This is a genomic window from Caminibacter pacificus, from assembly GCF_003752135.1.
GTDB classification, from domain to species: Bacteria; Campylobacterota; Campylobacteria; order Campylobacterales; family Nautiliaceae; genus Caminibacter; species Caminibacter pacificus.
In genome coordinates, this window is record NZ_RJVK01000002.1 from 196195 (window position 1) to 217324 (window position 21130).

Here is a 21130-nt window from a genome sequence, read left to right on the forward strand (position 1 = left end):
AAGGCGTCTTTATGAAAAGAAAAGAGAATAGGATTTTAATAAAATTTTCAGGTGAAGCACTCGCGGGTGAAAACGGATTCGGGATTGACACTCAGGTTTTAAAATATCTTGCCGACGAAATAAAATCGGTTATCGATGCCGGATATGAAGTGGCGGTGGTTATCGGAGGAGGTAACTTCATCAGAGGCGTAAGCGCTGCAAAAGACGGAATCATCAGAAGAACAAGCGGTGATTATATGGGAATGCTCGCAACGGTAATCAACGCCGTAGCAATGCAAGAAGCATTGGAAAACGAGAATGTTCCCGTTAGAGTTCAAAGCGCAATAAAAATGGAAGAAATTGCCGAAAATTTTATCGTAAGACGTGCGATAAGACACCTCGAAAAAGGAAGAGTCGTAATTTTCGCAGCCGGTACCGGAAATCCGTTTTTTACTACGGATACGGCGGGTGTGCTTAGAGCCAGCGAAATAGGCGCAAGCGCAATTATAAAAGCTACCAAAGTTGACGGAATTTACGACAAAGACCCTGCAAAATACGAAGACGCAAAACTTTTAAAAGAGATTTCATACGACGAAGCTCTAAAAGAAAACATCAAAGTAATGGACGATACGGCTATAGCTCTTGCAAGAGAAAACAAACTGCCGATTATCGTATGTAATATGTTTAAAAAAGGAAATTTACTAAAAATCCTAAAAAAAGACCCTGATGCAAAATACTCAATCGTAAAGGAGAAGTAAATGAGAATTGAACAAGTAAACGCAAAAGCGCTTGAGAGAGTTGATTATGACAGATATCTTTTAGCCCAAGCCGTTGCAAAAAGAGTAAACGAACTTCTAAACGGAGCGAAACCTCTTATAGATTTACCTAAAAAAAATATGCAATTAACTGAAATCGCAACACTTGAAATCGCGGAAGGTTTGATTAAGGTTAAAGAATCTTGAAAAAAGATTTCGAACAACTTTTACAACGAATTCAAAACATAAAAACAACCGAAGAAGCTAAAAAGCTTCTTTTATCTCGCGTAGATACTCCAAAAATCAGAAAAGCCCTCGATTTTGCAATAAAAGCTCACTCAGGTCAAAAAAGAAAAAGTGGCGAAGATTATGTAATTCATCCGATTTTAGTAGCGACGATTACGAGTTATTTCAACGACAGCGAAGATGTAATAATCGCGGCGATTTTACACGACGTCGTAGAAGATACCGAATATACAATCTGGTACATCAAAGACGAATTCGGAAGCGAAGTGGCTAATTTAGTAGAAGGTTTAACAAAAATAGTCGAAATAAGAGGCTCTTCACTTGCACCTTCCACATCAAACGAAAAGCTTGCAAAATCGGCAATGACGTTTAGAAAAATGCTTTTAGCGTCAATCAACGACATAAGAGTACTCGTAATCAAGCTTTGCGACAGACTTCATAATATGATGACGCTTGACGCACTACCTCCTCATAAACAAAAAAGAATAGCGGAAGAAACTCTTGTGGTTTACACCCCGATAGCCCATAGACTCGGGATTGCCACTATCAAAAACATACTTGAAGATTTGGCTTTTAAATATCTTCTTCCCGAAGAATACAAAAAAATAGACGACTATATAAAAAAACACAAAGAAGAGTTTCAATTAAGACTTAACGAATTCATTCAAAAAATCGAAAAACTGCTATTAAAAAACGGCTTTAAAGAAAACGAATTCGAAATAAAAAGCAGAATAAAACATTACTATTCGACATACCTCAAAATGCAAAGAAAAGGTATTTCGATTCAAGAGGTTTTGGACCTTTTAGCGGTTAGAATAATAGTAAAAAAACCTATCGAATGTTATGAAACTTTGGGGCTTGTGCATTTGAATTTCAGACCGTTAATCAGTAGATTTAAAGACTATATTGCAATTCCTAAAGAAAACGGATACCAAACAATACACACCACGGTTTATGACGGAAACTCGATTATAGAAGTACAAATAAGAACCGAAGATATGGATAAAAACGCAGAGTTCGGTATTGCCGCGCATTGGAAATACAAACTAAACACAGCCCTTCCGAATTTGGAGTGGCTAAAAGATATGAAATACGAAGAAGATGTCGAAGATTTCTACGAACTTGCCAAAAACGACCTATTTAGCGAAGATATCGTCGTATATTCTCCTAAATTCGATACCTTCACTCTCCCAAGAGGAGCTACGGCGCTTGATTTTGCATATGCGATTCATACCGACGTAGGAAATAAAGCCGTAGAAGCGTATGTAAATAAAGAAAAAGTATCGTTACTTCATCAATTAAAAACCGGAGATATCGTAAGAATCGTCACGGGAGATAAAAGTATTCCGAGATGTAGTTGGATAAACGCCCTAAAAACCAGCAAAGCCAAATACGAACAAAAAAGACTTTGCCGCCAAAAAGAATTAGAAATAGACAGAAAAGTGGCAATTGCGATTTTAAGTACGATTTTCGATTTGGATAAATTCAAAATAAGAGCGCTTATCAAAGCAAATAATTTATGCGAAAGCGTACCTAAAATAGTCGATGATAAAAATTTCTTAAAAGAAGTCGTCAAAAAAATCTATCAAACTATTAAAAAAAGAAACCTTTTATATTTCAAAAACATAAAATTAAAAGAGTATGTTTTCGGAAACATAAAAATTTTAAGCAACAAGCCGATTCAGGATATAAGTTTTCATTATTGCTGTCATCCTAAATTCGGAGACAAAATAGTAGGGCTTCTTGACAAAAAAGAAGTTGAAATTCATCACAGATTTTGTAATAATGCCGAAAACAAAATCCAAAAAGCAGTTTTCGTCGAGTGGGTTAAAAATGACCAAAACAGATACTTTTTAGTAGTTTCGTTGCCGAATAGAAAAGGTGAACTATCTAAATTCATAAACTTTTTAACGCGTCTTGATATTTTCATCCACTCGATTTCTTTAGGAAAAGAATCAAACAACTGCAAACTCGAAATAGAGTTTGACGATAAAAAAAGAGATTTGATTAAAAACAAAATCTCAAAAGAGTATAGAGTTATAGAATTCATACCAATAAAGGATGCATATAATGGTTAAAGAACTACCAAAACACCCTAACCTAAGTGAAGCGATGGCCGAAATTCAAAGAGGAACAAGCGAAATTATCGGCCTTGAAGAGATAGAAAAATTAGTAAATAAATATTTACATACAGGTGAGAGATTTACTATAAAAGCGGGCTTTGACCCAACTGCTCCAGATTTGCATTTAGGTCACACCGTACTACTTCAAAAATTAAAAACTTTCCAAAAATACGGAGCGAGAGTGCAATTTTTAATCGGTGATTTTACGGCTCAAATAGGAGACCCTACGGGAAAAAGCGCAACTCGTAAAATGCTAACCCCTGAGGAAGTTCAAGAAAACGCAAAAACATATAAAGAACAGGTATTTAAAATTCTCGATAAAGATTTAACCGATGTGGTTTTCAACTCAAAATGGCTAAACGAACTCGGAGCTGCCGGAATCGTAGAGCTTACGACAACTTATACGGTTGCAAGAATGCTTGAAAGAGACGATTTTGAAAAAAGATTCAAAAGCCAAACTCCTATAGCAATCAGCGAATTTATCTATCCTCTACTTCAAGGTTATGATAGCGTAGCGTTAAAAAGCGATATCGAAATAGGAGGAACTGACCAAAAATTTAACCTTTTAATGGGAAGACACCTCCAAAAAGTATATAACGTAGGAAAAGAACAAAGCGTAATTATGATGCCGCTTCTTGTGGGACTTGACGGCGTAAATAAAATGAGTAAATCTCTTGGAAACTATATCGGTATAACGGAAGATCCGAATACTATTTTTGCAAAAGTATTATCTATTTCCGATGAACTTATGTGGGATTGGTATGAGCTTTTGAGTGAAAAATCTCTAAAAGAAATAGAAGAATTGAAACAAAAAGTAAAAGATGGAATGAACCCTAAAATAGCAAAAGAGATGCTTGCAATCGAAATTGTAGATAGATTCCACGGAAAAGGTGCCGGATTAAAAGCAAAAGAACATTTCGATAAAGTGCATAAACAAGGACAAATTCCGGACGATATACAAGAGTTTGAAATTGAACCGATGAACGTAGTAGACGCTCTTGTAACTACGAAATTAGCAAACTCAAAAAGCGAAGCGAGACGTCATATCAAAGGCGGAGCGGTCAGAGTAAACCAAGAAAAAATAAGCGATCAAAACTTAATGTTGGAATCAGGAAAAGAGTATATACTACAAATAGGAAAAAGAAAGTTTGCAAAAGTAAAGGTTAAATAATGAATCCGTTAAAAATAGGAAAACATACGATAAAACACCCTATCATACAAGGTGGTATGGGGCTTGGAATAAGCTGGGACAGACTTGCCGGGAATGTTAGCAAACACGGAGGTTTAGGAGTTATTAGTGCGGTTGGTACGGGATATTACGAAAACAAAAAATACGCTAAAAAGTTAGTTGAAGGCAGACCTCTTAGCGAAAAAGACTTTTATAATAAAGATGCATTATTCAAAATATTTGAAAACGCAAGAAAAATCTGCGGTGATGCGCCTCTTGGAGTAAATATTTTATACGCTATCAACGACTATGGAAGAGTTGTTAGAGACGCTTGTGAAGCGGGAGCCGATATTATTATTACAGGTGCCGGGCTTCCTACGGATATGCCGGAATTTACAAAAGATTTCCCTGATGTGGCGCTCGTGCCTATCGTTTCTACCGATAGAGCGTTTAAAGTTATTGCAAAAAGATGGGAAAAAAGATACAAAAGATTACCTGATGCGGTAATTGTCGAGGGACCTCTAAGCGGAGGACATCAAGGTTTTAAATACGAAGATTGCTTCAAAGAAGAAAATCAGCTTGAAAATTTAATCCCGAAAGTAAGAGAAGAAGTAGATAAGTGGGATAAAAACATCCCGGTTATCGCAGCAGGAGGTATTTGGAATAGAGAAGATATCTTAAAATTCCTATCTCTTGGAGCCCAAGGCGTACAAATGGGTACGAGATTCGCACTGACTTATGAATGTGACGCAAGTGATGAATTTAAACAAACTCTTTTAAACGCAAAAAAAGAAGATATCATCCTTATGAAATCACCGGTAGGATATCCGGCAAGAGGAATAAGAACTCCGCTAATAGAAAAAGTTGAAAAAAGAGAAGGTCCTATTATCAAATGTATCTCAAACTGCGTACAGCCTTGTAACAGAGGTGAAGAAGCAAGAAAAGTCGGATATTGTATCGCAGACAGACTCGCGGACGCATACGAAGGAAACAAAGATTTAGGACTATACTTTAGCGGTGCGTACGCTTATAAAGCCGACAGATTAATGCATGTAGAAGAACTTATAAAAGAGTTAATCGGAGAATGAGAAAAGTAATATTTCTTTTCTTTTTCGTTTTTTTATTTGCTTGTGATACGTCATCGTATAATGCCGCATACAAAGACTACTATACAAACCAACAACGCTATATCGAAAGCCTGCTTGACGGAGATAAACAAAAAGAAATAAAAGCACTAAAAGAGATAATTCAGTGCGGGAAATACCTAAATTTCGATATCAGAGAATACCAAACGAAACTAAATAAACTTTTAAAAAAATATCCTCAAAAAACAAAAAAAACAAAACAATCAAATTCTTCAAACAAAAAAGAAACAAAAAAAACAATCTATTCGAAATATATAAAAATTCATTCCATAAACCCCCTAAGAATCACTATTCCCGATACAAACATAAAAACTTTTACTATAAAAAGAAAAAACGTTTACAAAAAAGTAATAGACATAAAAGACGCCATCACTCCTAAATTTTATAAAAAGAAAATAGGAAATATATTACTCAGAATAGCACAATTCAACAAAAACACCGTAAGAATAGTCTATTCTTCAAACAAACCTTTTAAATTCAAATACGAAGTAAAAAACAAACTTCTTCTAACATATCTAAACCCCGAAAACTCAAAATCAAAACCGAAACTATTCTTACCTACAAAACCTAAAAAAGTAAAAAGAAAAATCATAGTAATAGACCCCGGACACGGCGGAAGAGATGTAGGCGGAGTCGGACTTGGCAACAGATATGAAAAAATAGCAGTACTGAAAATTGCAAAATATCTAAAATACTACCTTCAAAAAGAGGGATACAAAGTCTATATGACCCGCTCAAGAGACGTTTTTATTCCTCTTAAAAAAAGAACTCATTTCGCAAATGAAAAACACGCCGATCTTTTTGTATCGATTCATTGTAATATCGCTCCTAAACACTTAAAATCACCTCATGGAATAGAAACGTACTTTTTATCTCCGACTAGAAACGAAAGAGCGATTCAAGTCGCAAGACTTGAAAATAAAGAGATAAAAGGGTTAAATTATTTAGACCAAAGAGTTATTCTCAATTTCCTTAATCGAGATAGAATAATAGATTCGAATAAACTTGCTATCGACATTCAAAACGGAATGCTTAGAAGTTTAAGAGCGAAGTATTCAGGTGTTAAAGACGGAGGAGTCAGACCGGCTCCGTTTTGGGTACTTGTGGGTACTCAAATGCCGGCTATTCTTATAGAAACCGGATATCTAACCAACCCTATAGAAGCGAAAAGACTTTTTAACAGCGACTATCAAAAAAGACTTGCAAAAGGAATTGCAAAAGGGATTGCGAACTATTTTAAAAAGAACAAATAAATGGCAAGTCTTTTATTCGTCTTTTTATTAGGATATATCTTTAAAAAAATAAAAGGTGACTACTCAAAAGAGATAATCGAAATAATCACCAATATCGTTATGCCTATTTTTATTTTTTATTACATCACAAAATTAGAAATAACCCCAAAACTTCTTATTATTTCCGCTATTACGCTTCTTAGTATATCGCTTGGAATAATGATTTCTCTTATGATTTCTCTGATTTTAAAATTAGACAAACCTTCAACCGGCGCGTTAATGCTCGTAACTTCATTCGGAAGTTCTTCTTTTGTCGGAATACCTATCATAAAAGCCCTATATCCTTCAAAATTTTTAGTTTATATTATATTTTACGGTCAGACAAATTTTCTTTTTTTTCTAATTTTTGGAAGCATAATCATCTCTCTTACATCTCCTAAAAACGATAAAAAAGAGCTGAATTTCATCAAAAAACTATTAAAAACGCCGACTTTTGACGCTTTTTTATTTGCTTTAATACTAAAGCCTTTAAAATTAAATGTAGATTTTTTAAAAATAGTGGCGGACTCTTTAATTTTCCTTGCCATTTTAACAATAGGCATGAGATTTGAATTTAAAAAGCTTTTTAAAAATATAAAAATCGCATTTTTGGTAAATTTTTTAAAAATGTTTCTTATTCCTACTATTGTTTTTTTAATTGTAAAATATTTTTTGGGAATCAATTCCGCACTTAAAATAGCGATAATAGCAAGTGCCATGCCAAGCATGGCTTTAGCGGTTATTTACGGACTTCAAGCAAAACTAAAAGAAGAGATATTAATAAGTGTAATGAGTCTTGGAATTCTTTTGAGTTTTATTTGGATTCCGATATTTACGAAAATAATTTAAAACTCCGTCTCCTTTGTAATAAGCTCAAATTCTTCTTTTTCAAAATTGTAATTATAAACATCACCCGTTTCGATAATATAATACCACCCGATAAGTTTTAATTTTCCGCTATCGACCCTCTCTTTTACAAATGGATATGTAAGCAAATTATCAAGCTGTTTTACTACGTTTAGTTGCTCAACTTCCCACTCTCTTAATTTTTCATCTTCAATATGAATTACCGACTCTTTTACATCATCTATTAACTCGAGCCACTTTTTAACAAGAGGCAGTTTTTCAAGCTTTTCAGGCGGATAAAAGAGTGCTTTTAATCCCCCGCAGTTGCTATGACCGCACACAAGAATATTATCAACTTCGAGGTATTTAACGGCATATTCGAGTATCGAAGCCGTACATTTATAAGTTCCGTCATTTAAATCGTAAGGAGGAATAATATTTGCGATGTTTCTCACTACAAAAAGCTCACCCGGAAGCGTTTTGGTTATAAGATTCGGAACTATCCTGCTATCACTACACCCAACATAAAAAGTATGAGGTTTTTGACCTTCTTTTAACCCTTGAAAAAACTCTTTGTTTTTTTCGAAATCTTCAGTCTTAAAATGAATAACCCCGTGAAATAATTTTTCAGCCATTGTTTAACCTTTCAATCAAATTTTCAACGACGCTAACAATTTTCTCAACACTTTCGATTTTCACTCTTTCATTAACGGAATGAGGATTTTCGATTATCGGACCGATTGAAGCCATAGAAACATTCGGAAACTTATCTTTCAAAACCGCACACTCAAGTCCGGCGTGTATTACTTTATATCTCGTATTCATAAGCTCTCTTAATATTTCCGCCAATTTTGTAATTTCAGGTTTCCAAGCGGGATATTCACCCTCAAACTCTACATTCGGAGCTTTTAATTTCAGGTAATCTTTTACTTCTTGAAGTTTTTCGTTTGAATTTGCTCTTAGAGACAGGATAATTTCATCGTTATTGATAATCGCAAGATTTATAGATTTGCTAACTACGTCAAATTCAAAATCATATTCAAGCACTCCATGAGGTAAAGAGTTTATGAAGTTTATATACCCTTCGTTAAACACTTCCACCTCATCCGCGTAATCGTTTTCATAAAAAACTTTTGCTCTTGCGTTTGCCGCAATAGAGTTTCTTCTCTCTCCTCCAACAAATTCGCTCACAATTTCTATTCTTTCGGCAAGTTCTTTTATTGCATTGGGAATATTTTTATGAATATCCACTCCACTATGACCCCCAGGAAGTCCTTTTATTTCCATTTCGGCAAAAAAACCTCTTTTTTTCACCTTTTTTATAGGATATGCTATTTTTCCGTCAACTCCCCCGGCACAGCCGATATAGATATTTTCATCTTCGCTATCGAGATTAAGCAAATAAGGAGACTCTATTAAAAGGTCCAAATTAAATGCTCCAATCAATCCAATCTCTTCGTCGTTTGTAAATAAAAGCTCCAAATTGTCATATTTTTTCATAAAATAAAGCATCATAGCAACACCCATTCCGTTATCCGCACCCAAAGAAGAATCTTTTGCCCTTAACCATCCGTCTTCTTCTATTATCTCAATATCAGGCGCTTTTCCTACACAAACCATATCGTAATGAGATTGAAGAGCTAAAATCGGAGTATTTTTCTTTGCCAAAATATTCCCGGCACTATCCACCTCGCACCGGTATCCGTAATTTTTAGCAAAATCGATTATAAAATTCTTAAGCTCTTCGGTGTTCCCGCTACAATGAGGAATTTTCGTTATTCTTTTGAAGATTTCAATTACTTCTCTCATGATTTTCCTTTGATATAATTTTAAAAAAGGTTTGAGAGTGAAATACCTATTAGTTATAATACCACTTTTTTTTATAGGTTGTGTAAGCAAACAAGGAATTTCTTTTAAATATTACCCTCAATGTGAAGAAAATTACGATATGTACGGGGTGTATTATAAAAAATGCAAAGAAGACATAAAATTTCACAAAAAAAGAAAACCGCCTTTATGCCTACAATGTAATTAAGGAATGAAATGAATATAAATGAAATATTAAAAGAACGCCAAAAATGGTTTTCGTGGAAAAATATAGCTCCTATTAAGGAAGAACTTGATAAATTGGAAGTAAAAGAGGCTTCTTTTAGCATAAAAGACGCAATAGAAATAAAAACTCAAGAATCTTTAATGCCTCAAATAGAAAAAATTGCAAAAATGTTAAAACCTTGGAGAAAAGGTCCTTTTAAAATAAACGACCTTTTTATAGACAGCGAATGGAGAAGCTATATAAAATGGAATACTCTTATACCTTTTTTAGACCTCGAAAACAAAGACGTTTTGGATGTCGGATGTAACAATGGATATTATATGTTCAGAATGCTTGAGATGAATCCTAAAAGCATTACGGGATTCGACCCGAGCGCCCTTTTTAATCTTCAATTCGATTTTATAAATAAATTCTTAAAAAGCGATATCGAATATAAGCTTTTAGGTGTAGAACATGTGCCGTATTACGAAAAAAAATTCGACGTTATATTTTGTATGGGAGTTTTGTACCATAGAAAAGACCCGATTGATATGCTAAAAGAGCTAAAAGCCGGCTTAAATAGAGGCGGTGAAGTAATTCTTGATACGTTAATGATAGAAGGAAACGAAGAAGTAGCACTCTCTCCGATGAGATACGCAAAAATGAAAAACGTCTATTTTATCCCTACTCTAAAAACTCTTTACAATTGGTGCGAAAGAGCGAAATTCAGCGATATTGAATTTATAGGCAAAAGATATACCACAACAAACGAACAACGTAAAACGGAATGGATTGAAGGTGAAAGTTTGGATAGTTTCTTAAATAAAGAGCAGACAAAAACGATAGAGGGGTACGAACCGCCTCTAAGAGTTTATCTAAAACTTAAAAATTAAGCCGCTTTTACCATATAGTAATATACTAATGCGATAAATGCAAATGTTGTTATAAACCCTGATGCGATAATAATTCCAAAGCTCATTTCTTCTCCTTTTTTATTATATTTAGTAAAATTATACAAAAAAGGACTTAAATGTCAAAACATTTAACCCATACTAAAGATTTAAGCAAAGAGGAGATATTACGAATCTTCTCATATGCAAAAGAGTATCTTGACGAGAAAAAAAGAGATGATTTAAAAGGTAAGCTTATTATTAATATCTTTTTTGAAAACTCTACAAGAACGAGAAGCTCTTTTGAAATAGCCGCTCTTAGACTCTCAGCCGACGTAGTTAATCTTGACGTAGCAAGAAGCTCTACTGCAAAAGGAGAAACTCTTTTTGATACCGCCGCAAATCTTGACGCTATGGGTCCTGATGCGATTGTAGTACGTCATAACCGCGCGGGAGTTCCTAAAATATTATCGAAATACGTCAATTGTTCTATCATAAACGCAGGAGACGGAGCACACCAACACCCGACTCAAGGACTTCTTGATTTATTCACACTTCTTCAAAAATGGGGAAGTTTGGAAGACAAAACTATAGCGATAGTAGGAGATATAAGAAACAGCAGAGTAGCAAACAGCGACATAGAGCTTTTCACAAGATTCGGAGCAAAAGTAATTCTCGTAGGTCCTCCTCAGTTTTTACCAAAAACCCACTTGCCGACAACCCACAACCTAAAAGAAGCCATCGACCAAGCCGACGCTGTAATAAGTCTAAGAACTCAAACGGAAAGACACGCAAACGCAACTTTCGCTTCTCTAAACGATTATGCAACTAACTTCAAAATAACAAAAGACCTTATAAAAGATAAAGATATTATCATAATGCACCCGGGGCCGGTCCACAGAAACATAGACATTGCGGATGAAGTTTTGGAAGATGAAAGATGTCTTGTTTTAACGCAAGTAAAAAACGGCGTGGCCGTTAGAGCCGGAATCTTAAAATATCTAATCGGGTAATGAAGTTTTTTTTAATAGATTTTAACGGAAACATTTTTATCGAAGATATCTCGAAATTAAAGGATATCTATTTTTCTTTTCCCGCTTTAACTCTTAGCGCACCGAAAACTCCTAAAAAAAAGCTTATTTTAAAAAAAGAGCCTATTTCTTTTGAGAGATATCAAAAAGCTTTTAGCGAAGTAATAAGAGAAATAGAAAAAGGAAACACCTATCTTTTAAATTTAACATTCCCTACAAAAATAAAAACCAATTATACTTTGCTTGATATCTACAATCACTCAAAAGCGAAATTCAAACTCTTATTCAAAGACAAATTCGTCTGTTTCTCACCCGAGAGGTTCGTAAAAATACAAAATGACAAAATATACACCTACCCTATGAAAGGTACGATTGACGCTTCTATTCCTGAAGCGAAAACTTTAATTTTAAACAATGAAAAAGAAATGGCCGAACATACGATGGTTGTGGATTTATTAAGAAACGATTTGGGAATAATTGCAAGAGAAGTAAAAGTAAATAAATTTAGATTCATAGATAAAATTAAAGCCGGAGATAAGGAATTACTGCAAGTTAGCAGTGAAATAGAAGCGACTCTTCCTAAAAATTGGCATGAAAATTGGCTTGAGCTTATTTTAAAAATGCTTCCGGCAGGCTCAGTTACGGGTACGCCTAAAAAAAAGACGGTTGAAATAATAAAAAGAGTCGAAAATTACGACAGAGGTTTTTATACCGGAATTTTCGGCATAACTGATGAAAAAACATTCTTAGATAGCGCAGTAATCATAAGATACGTTGAAAAAAATGACGACTTTATTTACAAAAGCGGTGGGGGAATTACTATCGATAGTAACATAAAAAAAGAGTATGAAGAGCTGATAAATAAAGTCTATATTCCGATTTGATTATTGGATAATCACCCTATTTCTTCCGCTTTCTTTAGCTTTATAAAGTCTCTCATCGGCAATTTTTATCATTTCAGCAAGCGTCTCACCCTCATCCGCAATTCCTGCGGAAAATGTAAAATCGTAATCTTTTAGTGCTATTCTTATTTTTGTTACCACTATTAAAGCTTCTTTTTTATTTACATTAGGCATAAAAATCAAAAATTCTTCACCGCCGTACCTAATCGTAATATCCCCTCTTCTAATCGTATTTTTTATAACTTTTACAAACGTTTGAAGAACTTCATCACCGCATTGATGCCCGTAAGTGTCGTTTATCTGTTTGAAAAAGTCGATATCAAGCATTGCAATGCTTTTTGTTTCATATATTTTGAAAAGACCATCAAGTTTCGTTTGAAGATATAGTCTATTGTAAGCTCCCGTTAAAGGGTCGGTCATTACTTCTTTTTTGTATTTTTTAATCGATTCGAACATTTCAAGAAGATTATTGACCCTAACGATAAATTCCTCTTTTTCAAAAGGTTTGGTTATAAAATCGTTCGCACCTTTTTTTAACGCTCTTGAGGAGGTATTGTCATGATTTGAAGAGACGGCTAAAATAGGAAACTCTTCGATAGATTTCTCTTTTCTCACTCTTTTAATTACTTCGATACCGTCAGTTTTCGGCAAATTTATATCCGTAATAAGCAAATCTATATCGTTTTGCTTTAGTTTTTCAAGTCCTTCTTCTCCGTCACTTGCGGTTATAACGTTTATATTAATTCTTTTTAAAATATTCGCCTGAAAATTTCTCATAGCTTTTGAGTCTTCTATAAGTAAAACATTGATATTTTTATTCTTTTGAAGTCTTTTAATAAGACGAGAGAGATATTCGATAGTCGAAGAGTCGTCTTTTTTCAAAAAATCAACAATTTTATCATTAAATTTTTCTTTTATTTCACTACTATCACTCGCCGAAATAATGATTACGCTTTTATTTTTTTCAAGCAAAAAATTTATCTGCTCACCGCTTGCATCCGGAAGATTGAAATCCACAATAAACAAATCGTAATCGTAATTATTTTTTAATTCTTTAAAGGAAGAAATCGTGGAAAATGAAGCGAAAAGTATCTTTTTACTCAAATAATTAATCAAAATTTTAGAATACATTGCGTTATCTTCAACAATAAGAATATTCAACACCCCGCCTTTTTAGAGGGATTATAACAAAAAAAGAGGGAAAGAAAGAAATTAGCAAGAGTAGCTTGTAATAAATTCGTATGGATGCGGTCTTCCCTCAACAGGAATAATTTCTGTTTCGTATTTATAATCGATGTATGTTTTTAGGAAGTTGTCAGTAAATACTCTACTTCCGTCTTTTAAAGTAACTTTTAAGAAGCTGTCTTCTTTTGCAAGCTCGTCTTCTACAGCGTAAATAGCTTCTCTTAGAGTAGCCGGAAGAGTTCTAATTCCTCTTTCTTTAATTTCATCAAGAGTTAATTCGAATAGGTCTTCGTTTAGAGGTTCTCTTGCAGCTTCGTAAATTTCAGCGTTGTTTTTAATACCCCATAGACCAGCAAGAAGCATTACACTGAATGCTAAATAAGGATTAGCCGTACTATCAGGGAATCTGAATTCAGTTCTTACTGATTTTTCACCTGCACCCCAAGGAATTCTACAGCTTGCACTTCTGTTTTTAGCGCTGTAAGCTAAGATATTCGGAGCTTCAAATCCAGGTTGAAGTCTTTTGTAAGAGTTCATACTTGCGTTTGTAAACGCAGCAACTGCGTTAGCGTTTTCAAATACACCAGCGATATATTGAAGAGCAACTTTGCTTAAGTTTGCATATCCGTTTGGATCATAGAACATATTTCTTCCGTCTTTCCAGATAGATTGGTGAGTATGCATTCCGTTTCCGTTATCACCATATAGAGGTTTTGGCATAAACGTAGCTGTTTTTCCGTTTAGATGAGCTACCATTTTTACAACGTATTTTAATTTTTGTACGTTATCAGCAGCTTCTACAAGAGTTCCGAATTTAACACCGATTTCACCTTGACCTTGTGCAACTTCGTGGTGAACTACGAATGTTTGAAGACCTACTTCTTTAAGAACTTTTACCATTTCAGCTCTTAAGTCCATCATGCTATCAACAGGAGGTACCGGGGAATATCCACCTTTTGTTCTTGGTCTGTGTCCGATGTTAAGCTCATCACCGAATTCGGCAATATAATCGTTCCATGCACCTTCAATTGTATCAACTTCATAACATTGAGAGTTGATTTCATCTCTGATTACTACGTTTTCGAATACGAAAAATTCATTTTCAGGTCCGAAGTAAGCAACGTCACCGATTCCTTGCTCAGCCATATATTGAAGTGTTCTTTTTGCGATGCTTCTTGGACATTTTTCATACGGAGTTCCGTCAGTATTGTAAACGTCACAGAAAACTACCATTGTTGGGTCGGCTGTGAAAGGGTCTATAAAGTGAGTACCGATTTCAAAATCAGGTTTTAATACCATATCTGATTCGTTAATTGGTTGCCACGCAGGAATTGAGCTACCATCAAACGGAAGTCCGTTTTCAAGCACTTCTTCGTCAATTGCATCGATATCGTAAGTTACGTGATGCCATACCCCTTTAATATCAGTAAATCTGAAGTCAATAAATTCGATTTCGTTTTCTCTACATTGTTCAAGAAATTCTTTTGCAGTCATTTGCTCTCCTTTTTTAAATTTGCAATAATTATAACTAAGCTAAGATAAAACAAAACTTAAAAATTGTATAAATTTTAATCAGTGGAGGAAAAATGGATTTAATTGAAACGATGCTTGTTACGAATCGTAACATTCAAAATTTCGAGCTGCACATCGACAGAGTCAAAAGAAGCTGCGAATACCTAAAATGGAAATTCGATATACAAGAATGGGAATCGATTAAAGATAAATTTCCATACAACGAATCAATCAGACTTAGAGTTACTTATAACCAAAAAGGAATAAGAGATTTGGAGCTTTTCAAGATTCAAAAAAGAGAATTTAAAACTTTTAAAGTCGTTCAGATCGATTTTGATTATTTTTTAAAGAAAAAAAATAGAAAAAATTTCGAAACCTTAAAAAAAAGATACCCAAAATTCGACGAACTTATTCTTATAAAAAACGAATTGGTTACCGATACTACGATATCGAATCTCGCATTTTTTACGGGAAACGAATGGATTACTCCTAAATTCCCACTGCTAAAAGGAACAAAAAGAGAAGAACTTTTAAAAAAAGGGCTTTTAAAAGAAGAGATTATAAAAAAAAGCGATTTGAAATATTTAAAAAAAATAGCCATGATTAACGCTATTTTGGGCTTTTTTGAAATAGACGAATATGATATAATAAAATAAAAAAGGATAATAATGAATTGGGATTTAACACCGCTTTTCAGCTCTATTAGCGAAGCCGAAGAGTTTTTAAAACAAGCGGAATTTAAGGCTATAGAATTTGAAAAAAAATACAAAAACAGACTCTACACCCTAACTCCCGAAGAGTTTTTAAACGTATTGAAAGAATTCGAAGAAATTTGGGAAAATATTGGAAGAGCATTAACTTATATATACTTAGTTTTCGCAACGGATTCTACAAAAGGAAACTTCTTAGGAAAATTCCAAGAACTCGCTACAAAAGCGGAAGAACACCTCGTTTGGTTCGAACTTGAATTTATCTATTTACCTATCGATAAACAACAAAGATTTATCGACAACGCAGGAGTTTACAAATACTACTTGATTCATCTTCAAGAAGAAGCGCCTTACAGACTAAGCGAAAAAGAAGAAAAAATCTTAATGAAAAAAGATTTGACAAGCTCAAGCGCTTTTTCAAGACTTTTTGACGAAACTCTCAGCAGACTCAGATTTTTCTTCGAAGGTAAAAAATATAGCGAAGAAGAGATTTTAAGCAAACTCTATTCACCGGATAGAAACGTAAGAAAAAAAGCGCAGGTCAGCCTAACTTTAGGACTAAAACCTCATCAAGAACTTTTGGCTTACATTTACAATCAAGTAAAAAAAGATTGGAAAATAGACCATATTGAAATCAGAGGTTACGACTCCCCTGAAGACCCTCGCCATTTATCAAACAGAGTCAGCAAAAAAAGTGTTGATGCGCTTGCAAATAGCGTAAACGAAAACACAACTATAGTAGCTGATTATTACGAAATCAAAAAAAGACTCTTAGGATACGACAAACTCTTCGACTACGACAGATACGCACCTATAAAACTTACGGATAAAACTCCTGAAATTTCGTTTGAAGAAGCAAAAGAGTTAGTATTAAACGCATTTAAAAATTTTTCAAATACGTTTTATGAAATCGCTAAAAAAGCTTTTGATGAAAAATGGATAGACGTATATCCTAAAGAAGGAAAAAGAGGAGGAGCGTTTTCTCACTCCGCAACACCAAAAGCCCACCCTTACGTACTTTTAAACTACACCAACCAAAGAAGAGACGTATTTACGTTAGCTCACGAATTAGGTCACGCAATACATCAATACCTTGCAAGAGAAGTAGGATACCTAAACCAAGACACTCCCCTAACCACAGCCGAGACCGCAAGTATTTTTGCGGAAATGCTTCTGTTTGAAGAGATTAAAAGCTCACTTGATAAAAAAGAGCTCATAGAAACATACGCGGCAAAATTAGAAGACGTATTCGCTACCGTATTCAGACAAATAGTATTTACCAATTTTGAGAGAAAAGTTCATAAATTCGACGAGCTAAAACCTGAAGATTACAATAAAATATGGATGGAAGAAAATCAAAAAATGTTTAAAGACAGCGTAATTTTGACCGAAAACTACAAAATTTGGTGGAGTTATATTCCTCATTTCATACACTCTCCGTTTTATTGTTACTCTTACGCTTACGCGCAGCTTTTAGTATTCACGCTTTATAAACTATATAAAGAAGGCTTTGAAAACTTCGAAGAAAAATATATAGAGTTCCTAAAACAAGGCGGAAGCATACCTCCTAAAAAACAACTAAAAGAGCTTTTCGGCTTAGATATCGAAAATGAAAACTTCTGGGAAAAAGGTATTGCCGTTATTAGAGAAATGCTAAGCGAATTCAAAGGATTATGCGATGATATTTGAAGATTTGGAATTTAGAAACTTAAAAGAAAAACACGCAAAAGAGATATTAAGTTTTCTTTTGCAAAAACAAGAAGAATTCGATATCCTCTGCGCTTACAGAGATATCGACTTTAACCCTTCTCTTCCAAAACACATCTCAAGCCAATTTAAAGACGTAATTATTTTTTCTCTAGCCAATTACACTCTCTCAACCGCTCATTTCGAAGGTGAAAAGTTGGTATTCGAAGCGGGATTCGGGGAAGAGAATTTCGGAAGTGTAGTAAGCGTGCCGATTGAGACCATACTTCAAATCTCTCAAAACGACACGCCTCTTTTTATAAACGTTTCGGCAAGTATTCCAAAACCTAAAGAAGAAAAACCGAAAAACCCTTTTGCTCTCAATCCTCGAAATAAGAAGCTTTTGGATTAAGATTTAATAAAATTCAAAATAGCTTCGATATCTTTCGTTTTTTCTTTATAAACGACATACGTTTTTCTTTTTAGATTCATTCCTTTAATTTTTGCGGCAAAAAGTTTTTTATCTCTAAGCTCTTCTTTGATTACCATTTTAGAAATTATAGAAACGACTTGGTCATTTGCATTCATAACCGTATATTTTAAAGCTGTCGAATTATGCACCAAACTTATAATATTTAAAGTATCACACTCGAATTCTTGCGCTTCAAAAACGTTTTTAATGAATTCTCTTGTAGAAGAGTTCGGCTCACGACAAATCATTTTATAATTTTTCAAATCTTCAAGCTCTATAGTAGACGGAAGCGGCTTATTGGAAAAGACCACAAGCTCGTCTTCTATCCACTCTACGTAATTAAGTCCGTTTTTTTTCTTTTTGGTTACGAAAGCCATATCAATCGCCGAATTTGCAACATCTTCGAACAAAGCGTCGTTGCTTTTGATAATAAGATTGATTTCTTTATTAATGAGGGTTTTATAATATTTTATACATTCAGGCAAATTGTAATTACCTACAGTCGGAGAAGCTCCTATTAAAAACGGAGAATCCAAGTTTTTGAATTTGTCTATTTTATTTTCGAAATCCTCTAAAAATTTTTCAAACTCTTTTGCAATAGTCAAAAAATTTTGCCCGTCTTTTGTGAGAATAACTCCGTTTTTTTTACGTTCAAAAAGCGTAACTCCCAAAAAATTTTCCAAAATTCTTATCTGCTGAGTAACGGCAGGCTGAGAAATCCCCAAAATTTTACTCGCTTTTGAAAACGAAGCTTCTTTATTAATCACCAAAAAAGTATATATTTTATCTAAATACTTTATAACCATTTTCACCCTCAAATATTTTTTATAGTAATTATAACTAAAACTTATAACTTTTTGCAAAATTTTTTTTGTTATAATTAAAATAAAAAGAAGGTAGTATGAAGTTTTTAGACGAATTAAATGATGTCCAAAAAGAAGCCGCAACTCATATCGACGGCGCTCTTTTGATTTTAGCAGGAGCCGGAAGCGGTAAAACAAAAACTATTACGACAAGACTCGCTTATCTTTTATCGTTAGGAATAGACCCGGCAAACACCTTGACACTCACTTTCACCAACAAAGCGGCAAACGAAATGAGAGAGAGGGCTCTTAGTCTGCTCGAAGGGCAAAACATCCCTCACCCTCCTTTACTATCGACGTTTCACAAATTCGGTCTTATGTTTTTAAAACTATACATTCATCTTATAAATAGAGACAACAATTTCGTAATCATCGACAGCGACGACCAAAGAAAAATAATAAAACAAATCTCAAGCGACTTGCCTCCTAATTTTATCTCAAAAGAGATTAGCAAATATAAAAATTCGTTTTTAACTCCTGATGAAGTTTACGCTTTAGCAACGGATAGCGTATATAAAAATTTGGCTCATATTTACGAAAAATACCAAAACTACCTGCTTGAAAACAATCTCGTAGATTTTGACGACCTTTTGTTGCTAACATACAAAATTTTAAACGAAAATGACGACTTGGCGGATGAGATAAGCGACAAATACCAATACATTATGGTCGATGAATATCAAGATACCAACGAAATTCAATTACTGCTTTTAAAAAGATTATGTAAAAATCACAACAACATCTGCGTCGTAGGTGACGATGACCAATCGATATACGGCTTTAGAGGCGCAAACCACAAAAACATACTCGATTTCGAAAAAGACTTCAATGCAAAAGTGATAAAACTTGAAATCAACTACCGCTCGACAAATCAAATACTCAACGCCGCAAACAACCTGATAAGTTTCAACAAAAACAGATACGGCAAAAAATTAATCTCCGCAAGAGGCGACGGAAAAGATATAGAAATTTTGAGAAACTACAACGAAATCGCCGAAGCGGAAATGATAGCCAAAAAAATCAGAGATTTGATAAACCAAGGAGTAGACCCGAAAGAAATCGCAGTACTTTACAGAATAAACGCCCTTTCCCGCTCTATTGAAGACGGACTTAGAAATTACGGCATACCTTACAAGCTCGTCGGCGGTATGAAATTCTACGAAAGAGAAGAGATAAAAGACTTAATTAGCTATTTAAGACTTCTTGTTAATCCTCACGACGATTACTCTTTTAAAAGAGTCGTAAATAAACCCAGAAGAGGAATAGGAAAAGCGACTATCGCAAAAATAGAAGAAGCAAAAGGAGATAAAAGTTTTATCGAATACATAAAAGAAAACGACCTCTCAATTATTAGCAAAAAAGCTGCAAAAACATTAAAAGATTTCGTAAATACTCTTGAACTATTAAGCAAAATGTCATTGGACGAACTGCCTGAAAATTTAGAAGAGATATTCGAACTATCAAAAAGCTACAAAGATGAAGACAAAGCAAGAAATATCGAAGAGTTTTACGGAATGATGAGAGAAAGAAGCGATTTGAATATCAGAGAATTTCTAAACGAGCTTTCATTAGAAACGGACCAAGATAAAATCACTATGGATATGATAAACGTTATGACGATTCACGCAAGCAAAGGTCTTGAATTCGATCATCTTTTCGTTATCGGAATGGAAGAAGGGTTTTTCCCTCTAAACGACGCCGATATCGAAGAAGAAAGACGCCTTGCTTATGTAGCTATCACAAGAGCGAGAAAAGATTTGACTCTTTCATATGTCGAGAGCAGATATATTCACGGGAAAAGAAGTCCCGTTAACAAAAGCAGATTTTTAACTGAAGCCGGATTGATAAAAGGCGAAAGAGTGGAGCTTAAAGAATCAAGCGCAATAAAAACAGGTTCTCTTGTCAAACACAAAGTTTTCGGAACGGGAAGAGTACTTGGTATCAACAAAGCCGGAAATAAAACAAAACTAAAAATAGATTTCGGAGGAAGTGTTAGAGAGATACTTAGCGATTTTGTGGAGAAAGTGTGAAGGAAAGGGGTGAATTAGTGAATTAGTGAAATTGTGAGTTTGTGAAATTGTAAAATTAAGCAACTCGAAACAATTGTAAATTTCAATGAAAAAAAAGCGTTAAAAAAAGCACACAAGCGCGAAGCGGTCCGGGCTTTTTAGCTTTTTTGTAGTGGTCGAAATTTGCTCTTTTGTTGAGGGTGGTTAATTTTAGGATAAATATGGTGGAATGGTGAAAAAGAGGTAGAGATGGGAAAAAGATGAGGAAGATATGTGGTGAAATTGTGATATTGTGAATTCGAAAA

The 21130-nt window shown here is 34.3% G+C and carries 19 protein-coding genes; 14 read left to right on the forward strand and 5 right to left on the reverse strand.

What is annotated here, in order from left to right; all coding sequences use genetic code 11:
• Nucleotides 1-11: 11 nt before the first annotated feature.
• Genes pyrH through EDC58_RS04770 form a run of 7 tightly spaced genes read left to right on the forward strand, consistent with a single transcriptional unit; the run spans nucleotide 12 to nucleotide 7536 of the window.
• Complete coding sequence (gene pyrH, locus EDC58_RS04740) at nucleotides 12-737, forward strand: UMP kinase (RefSeq protein WP_123352363.1); 726 nt, start codon at nucleotides 12-14, stop codon at nucleotides 735-737.
• A complete protein-coding gene (locus EDC58_RS04745) occupies nucleotides 738-941 on the forward strand; it encodes a DNA-directed RNA polymerase subunit omega (RefSeq protein ID WP_123352364.1) in 204 nt (67 codons plus the stop codon). It abuts the gene before it with no gap.
• The gene (locus EDC58_RS04750; protein WP_123352365.1) at nucleotides 938-3058 is read left to right on the forward strand and encodes a RelA/SpoT family protein; all 2121 of its coding nucleotides are present in this window, start codon (nucleotides 938-940) and stop codon (nucleotides 3056-3058) included. Before EDC58_RS04745 ends, EDC58_RS04750 begins: the two co-directional genes overlap by 4 nt.
• Nucleotides 3051-4274: a tyrosine--tRNA ligase gene (gene tyrS, locus EDC58_RS04755; protein WP_123352366.1), complete on the forward strand. Its 1224-nt coding sequence runs from the start codon at nucleotides 3051-3053 to the stop codon at nucleotides 4272-4274. Before EDC58_RS04750 ends, tyrS begins: the two co-directional genes overlap by 8 nt.
• Nucleotides 4274-5359 (forward strand): nitronate monooxygenase, encoded by a 1086-nt coding sequence (locus EDC58_RS04760; protein ID WP_123352367.1) that lies wholly within the window; start codon nucleotides 4274-4276, stop codon nucleotides 5357-5359. Before tyrS ends, EDC58_RS04760 begins: the two co-directional genes overlap by 1 nt.
• On the forward strand, nucleotides 5356-6669 hold the full coding sequence (locus EDC58_RS04765; protein WP_123352368.1) for an N-acetylmuramoyl-L-alanine amidase: 1314 nt from the start codon (nucleotides 5356-5358) through the stop codon (nucleotides 6667-6669). The genes EDC58_RS04760 and EDC58_RS04765 overlap by 4 nt, the downstream gene beginning before the upstream one ends.
• Entirely contained in the window at nucleotides 6670-7536 is an 867-nt protein-coding gene (locus EDC58_RS04770) for an AEC family transporter (RefSeq protein ID WP_123352369.1), read from the forward strand.
• On the opposite strand, the gene EDC58_RS04775 is transcribed toward EDC58_RS04770, so the two are convergent.
• Nucleotides 7533-8168 carry a carbonic anhydrase gene (locus tag EDC58_RS04775; protein ID WP_123352370.1) on the reverse strand — a complete coding sequence of 212 codons (636 nt, stop codon included), beginning with the start codon at nucleotides 8166-8168 and terminating at the stop codon, nucleotides 7533-7535. The genes EDC58_RS04770 and EDC58_RS04775 overlap by 4 nt on opposite strands.
• Nucleotides 8161-9342 (reverse strand): M20/M25/M40 family metallo-hydrolase, encoded by a 1182-nt coding sequence (locus EDC58_RS04780; protein ID WP_123352371.1) that lies wholly within the window; start codon nucleotides 9340-9342, stop codon nucleotides 8161-8163. The genes EDC58_RS04775 and EDC58_RS04780 overlap by 8 nt, the downstream gene beginning before the upstream one ends.
• A 234-nt stretch (nucleotides 9343-9576) precedes the next feature.
• On the opposite strand from EDC58_RS04780, the gene cmoB reads away from it, so the two are divergent.
• From cmoB to EDC58_RS04800, 3 genes are all read left to right on the forward strand, one after another.
• Nucleotides 9577-10458, forward strand: coding sequence for a tRNA 5-methoxyuridine(34)/uridine 5-oxyacetic acid(34) synthase CmoB (cmoB, locus tag EDC58_RS04790; protein WP_123352373.1), 882 nt, complete (start codon nucleotides 9577-9579; stop codon nucleotides 10456-10458).
• 137 nt (nucleotides 10459-10595) lie between these two features.
• A complete protein-coding gene (locus tag EDC58_RS04795; RefSeq protein ID WP_123352374.1) occupies nucleotides 10596-11468 on the forward strand; it encodes an aspartate carbamoyltransferase catalytic subunit in 873 nt (290 codons plus the stop codon).
• Nucleotides 11468-12370 carry an aminodeoxychorismate synthase component I gene (locus tag EDC58_RS04800; protein WP_123352375.1) on the forward strand — a complete coding sequence of 301 codons (903 nt, stop codon included), beginning with the start codon at nucleotides 11468-11470 and terminating at the stop codon, nucleotides 12368-12370. Before EDC58_RS04795 ends, EDC58_RS04800 begins: the two co-directional genes overlap by 1 nt.
• Here the strand turns inward: EDC58_RS04800 and EDC58_RS04805 are convergent, their stop codons facing one another.
• The gene (locus EDC58_RS04805) at nucleotides 12371-13549 is read right to left on the reverse strand and encodes a diguanylate cyclase (protein WP_123352376.1); all 1179 of its coding nucleotides are present in this window, start codon (nucleotides 13547-13549) and stop codon (nucleotides 12371-12373) included.
• Between the two features lie 51 nt (nucleotides 13550-13600).
• Complete coding sequence (gene glnA / locus EDC58_RS04810) at nucleotides 13601-15067, reverse strand: type I glutamate--ammonia ligase (RefSeq protein ID WP_123352377.1); 1467 nt, start codon at nucleotides 15065-15067, stop codon at nucleotides 13601-13603.
• 92 nt (nucleotides 15068-15159) lie between these two features.
• On the opposite strand from glnA, the gene EDC58_RS04815 reads away from it, so the two are divergent.
• The 3 genes from EDC58_RS04815 to EDC58_RS04825 are packed head-to-tail and all read left to right on the forward strand — an operon-like array spanning nucleotide 15160 to nucleotide 17893.
• A complete protein-coding gene (locus EDC58_RS04815) occupies nucleotides 15160-15741 on the forward strand; it encodes an aminotransferase class IV (protein WP_123352378.1) in 582 nt (193 codons plus the stop codon).
• Between the two features lie 9 nt (nucleotides 15742-15750).
• Complete coding sequence (locus EDC58_RS04820; RefSeq protein ID WP_420836388.1) at nucleotides 15751-17484, forward strand: M3 family oligoendopeptidase; 1734 nt, start codon at nucleotides 15751-15753, stop codon at nucleotides 17482-17484.
• Nucleotides 17474-17893 carry a hypothetical protein gene (locus tag EDC58_RS04825; RefSeq protein WP_123352380.1) on the forward strand — a complete coding sequence of 140 codons (420 nt, stop codon included), beginning with the start codon at nucleotides 17474-17476 and terminating at the stop codon, nucleotides 17891-17893. The genes EDC58_RS04820 and EDC58_RS04825 overlap by 11 nt, the downstream gene beginning before the upstream one ends.
• Here the strand turns inward: EDC58_RS04825 and EDC58_RS04830 are convergent.
• Nucleotides 17890-18759: a LysR family transcriptional regulator gene (locus EDC58_RS04830; protein WP_123352381.1), complete on the reverse strand. Its 870-nt coding sequence runs from the start codon at nucleotides 18757-18759 to the stop codon at nucleotides 17890-17892. The two genes, EDC58_RS04825 and EDC58_RS04830, sit on opposite strands and share 4 nt — an antisense overlap.
• Before the next feature lie 95 nt (nucleotides 18760-18854).
• Here EDC58_RS04830 and EDC58_RS04835 point away from each other — a divergent pair, with 95 nt between their 5' ends.
• Complete coding sequence (locus tag EDC58_RS04835) at nucleotides 18855-20846, forward strand: ATP-dependent helicase (RefSeq protein WP_123352382.1); 1992 nt, start codon at nucleotides 18855-18857, stop codon at nucleotides 20844-20846.
• The last annotated feature ends 284 nt before the right edge of the window (nucleotides 20847-21130 follow it).

Bases quoted from the DNA above. Each gene is read 5' to 3' on its own strand.
- pyrH (WP_123352363.1), top strand. From the start codon at position 12: ATGAAAAGAAAAGAGAATAGGATTTTAATAAAATTTTCAGGTGAAGCA.
- EDC58_RS04745 (WP_123352364.1), top strand. From the start codon at position 738: ATGAGAATTGAACAAGTAAACGCAAAAGCGCTTGAGAGAGTTGATTAT.
- tyrS (WP_123352366.1), top strand. From the start codon at position 3,051: ATGGTTAAAGAACTACCAAAACACCCTAACCTAAGTGAAGCGATGGCC.
- EDC58_RS04760 (WP_123352367.1), top strand. From the start codon at position 4,274: ATGAATCCGTTAAAAATAGGAAAACATACGATAAAACACCCTATCATA.
- EDC58_RS04765 (WP_123352368.1), top strand. From the start codon at position 5,356: ATGAGAAAAGTAATATTTCTTTTCTTTTTCGTTTTTTTATTTGCTTGT.
- EDC58_RS04770 (WP_123352369.1), top strand. From the start codon at position 6,670: ATGGCAAGTCTTTTATTCGTCTTTTTATTAGGATATATCTTTAAAAAA.
- EDC58_RS04775 (WP_123352370.1), bottom strand. From the start codon at position 8,168: ATGGCTGAAAAATTATTTCACGGGGTTATTCATTTTAAGACTGAAGAT.
- EDC58_RS04780 (WP_123352371.1), bottom strand. From the start codon at position 9,342: ATGAGAGAAGTAATTGAAATCTTCAAAAGAATAACGAAAATTCCTCAT.
- cmoB (WP_123352373.1), top strand. From the start codon at position 9,577: ATGAATATAAATGAAATATTAAAAGAACGCCAAAAATGGTTTTCGTGG.
- EDC58_RS04795 (WP_123352374.1), top strand. From the start codon at position 10,596: ATGTCAAAACATTTAACCCATACTAAAGATTTAAGCAAAGAGGAGATA.
- EDC58_RS04800 (WP_123352375.1), top strand. From the start codon at position 11,468: ATGAAGTTTTTTTTAATAGATTTTAACGGAAACATTTTTATCGAAGAT.
- glnA (WP_123352377.1), bottom strand. From the start codon at position 15,067: ATGACTGCAAAAGAATTTCTTGAACAATGTAGAGAAAACGAAATCGAA.
- EDC58_RS04815 (WP_123352378.1), top strand. From the start codon at position 15,160: ATGGATTTAATTGAAACGATGCTTGTTACGAATCGTAACATTCAAAAT.
- EDC58_RS04825 (WP_123352380.1), top strand. From the start codon at position 17,474: ATGATATTTGAAGATTTGGAATTTAGAAACTTAAAAGAAAAACACGCA.
- EDC58_RS04830 (WP_123352381.1), bottom strand. From the start codon at position 18,759: ATGGTTATAAAGTATTTAGATAAAATATATACTTTTTTGGTGATTAAT.
- EDC58_RS04835 (WP_123352382.1), top strand. From the start codon at position 18,855: ATGAAGTTTTTAGACGAATTAAATGATGTCCAAAAAGAAGCCGCAACT.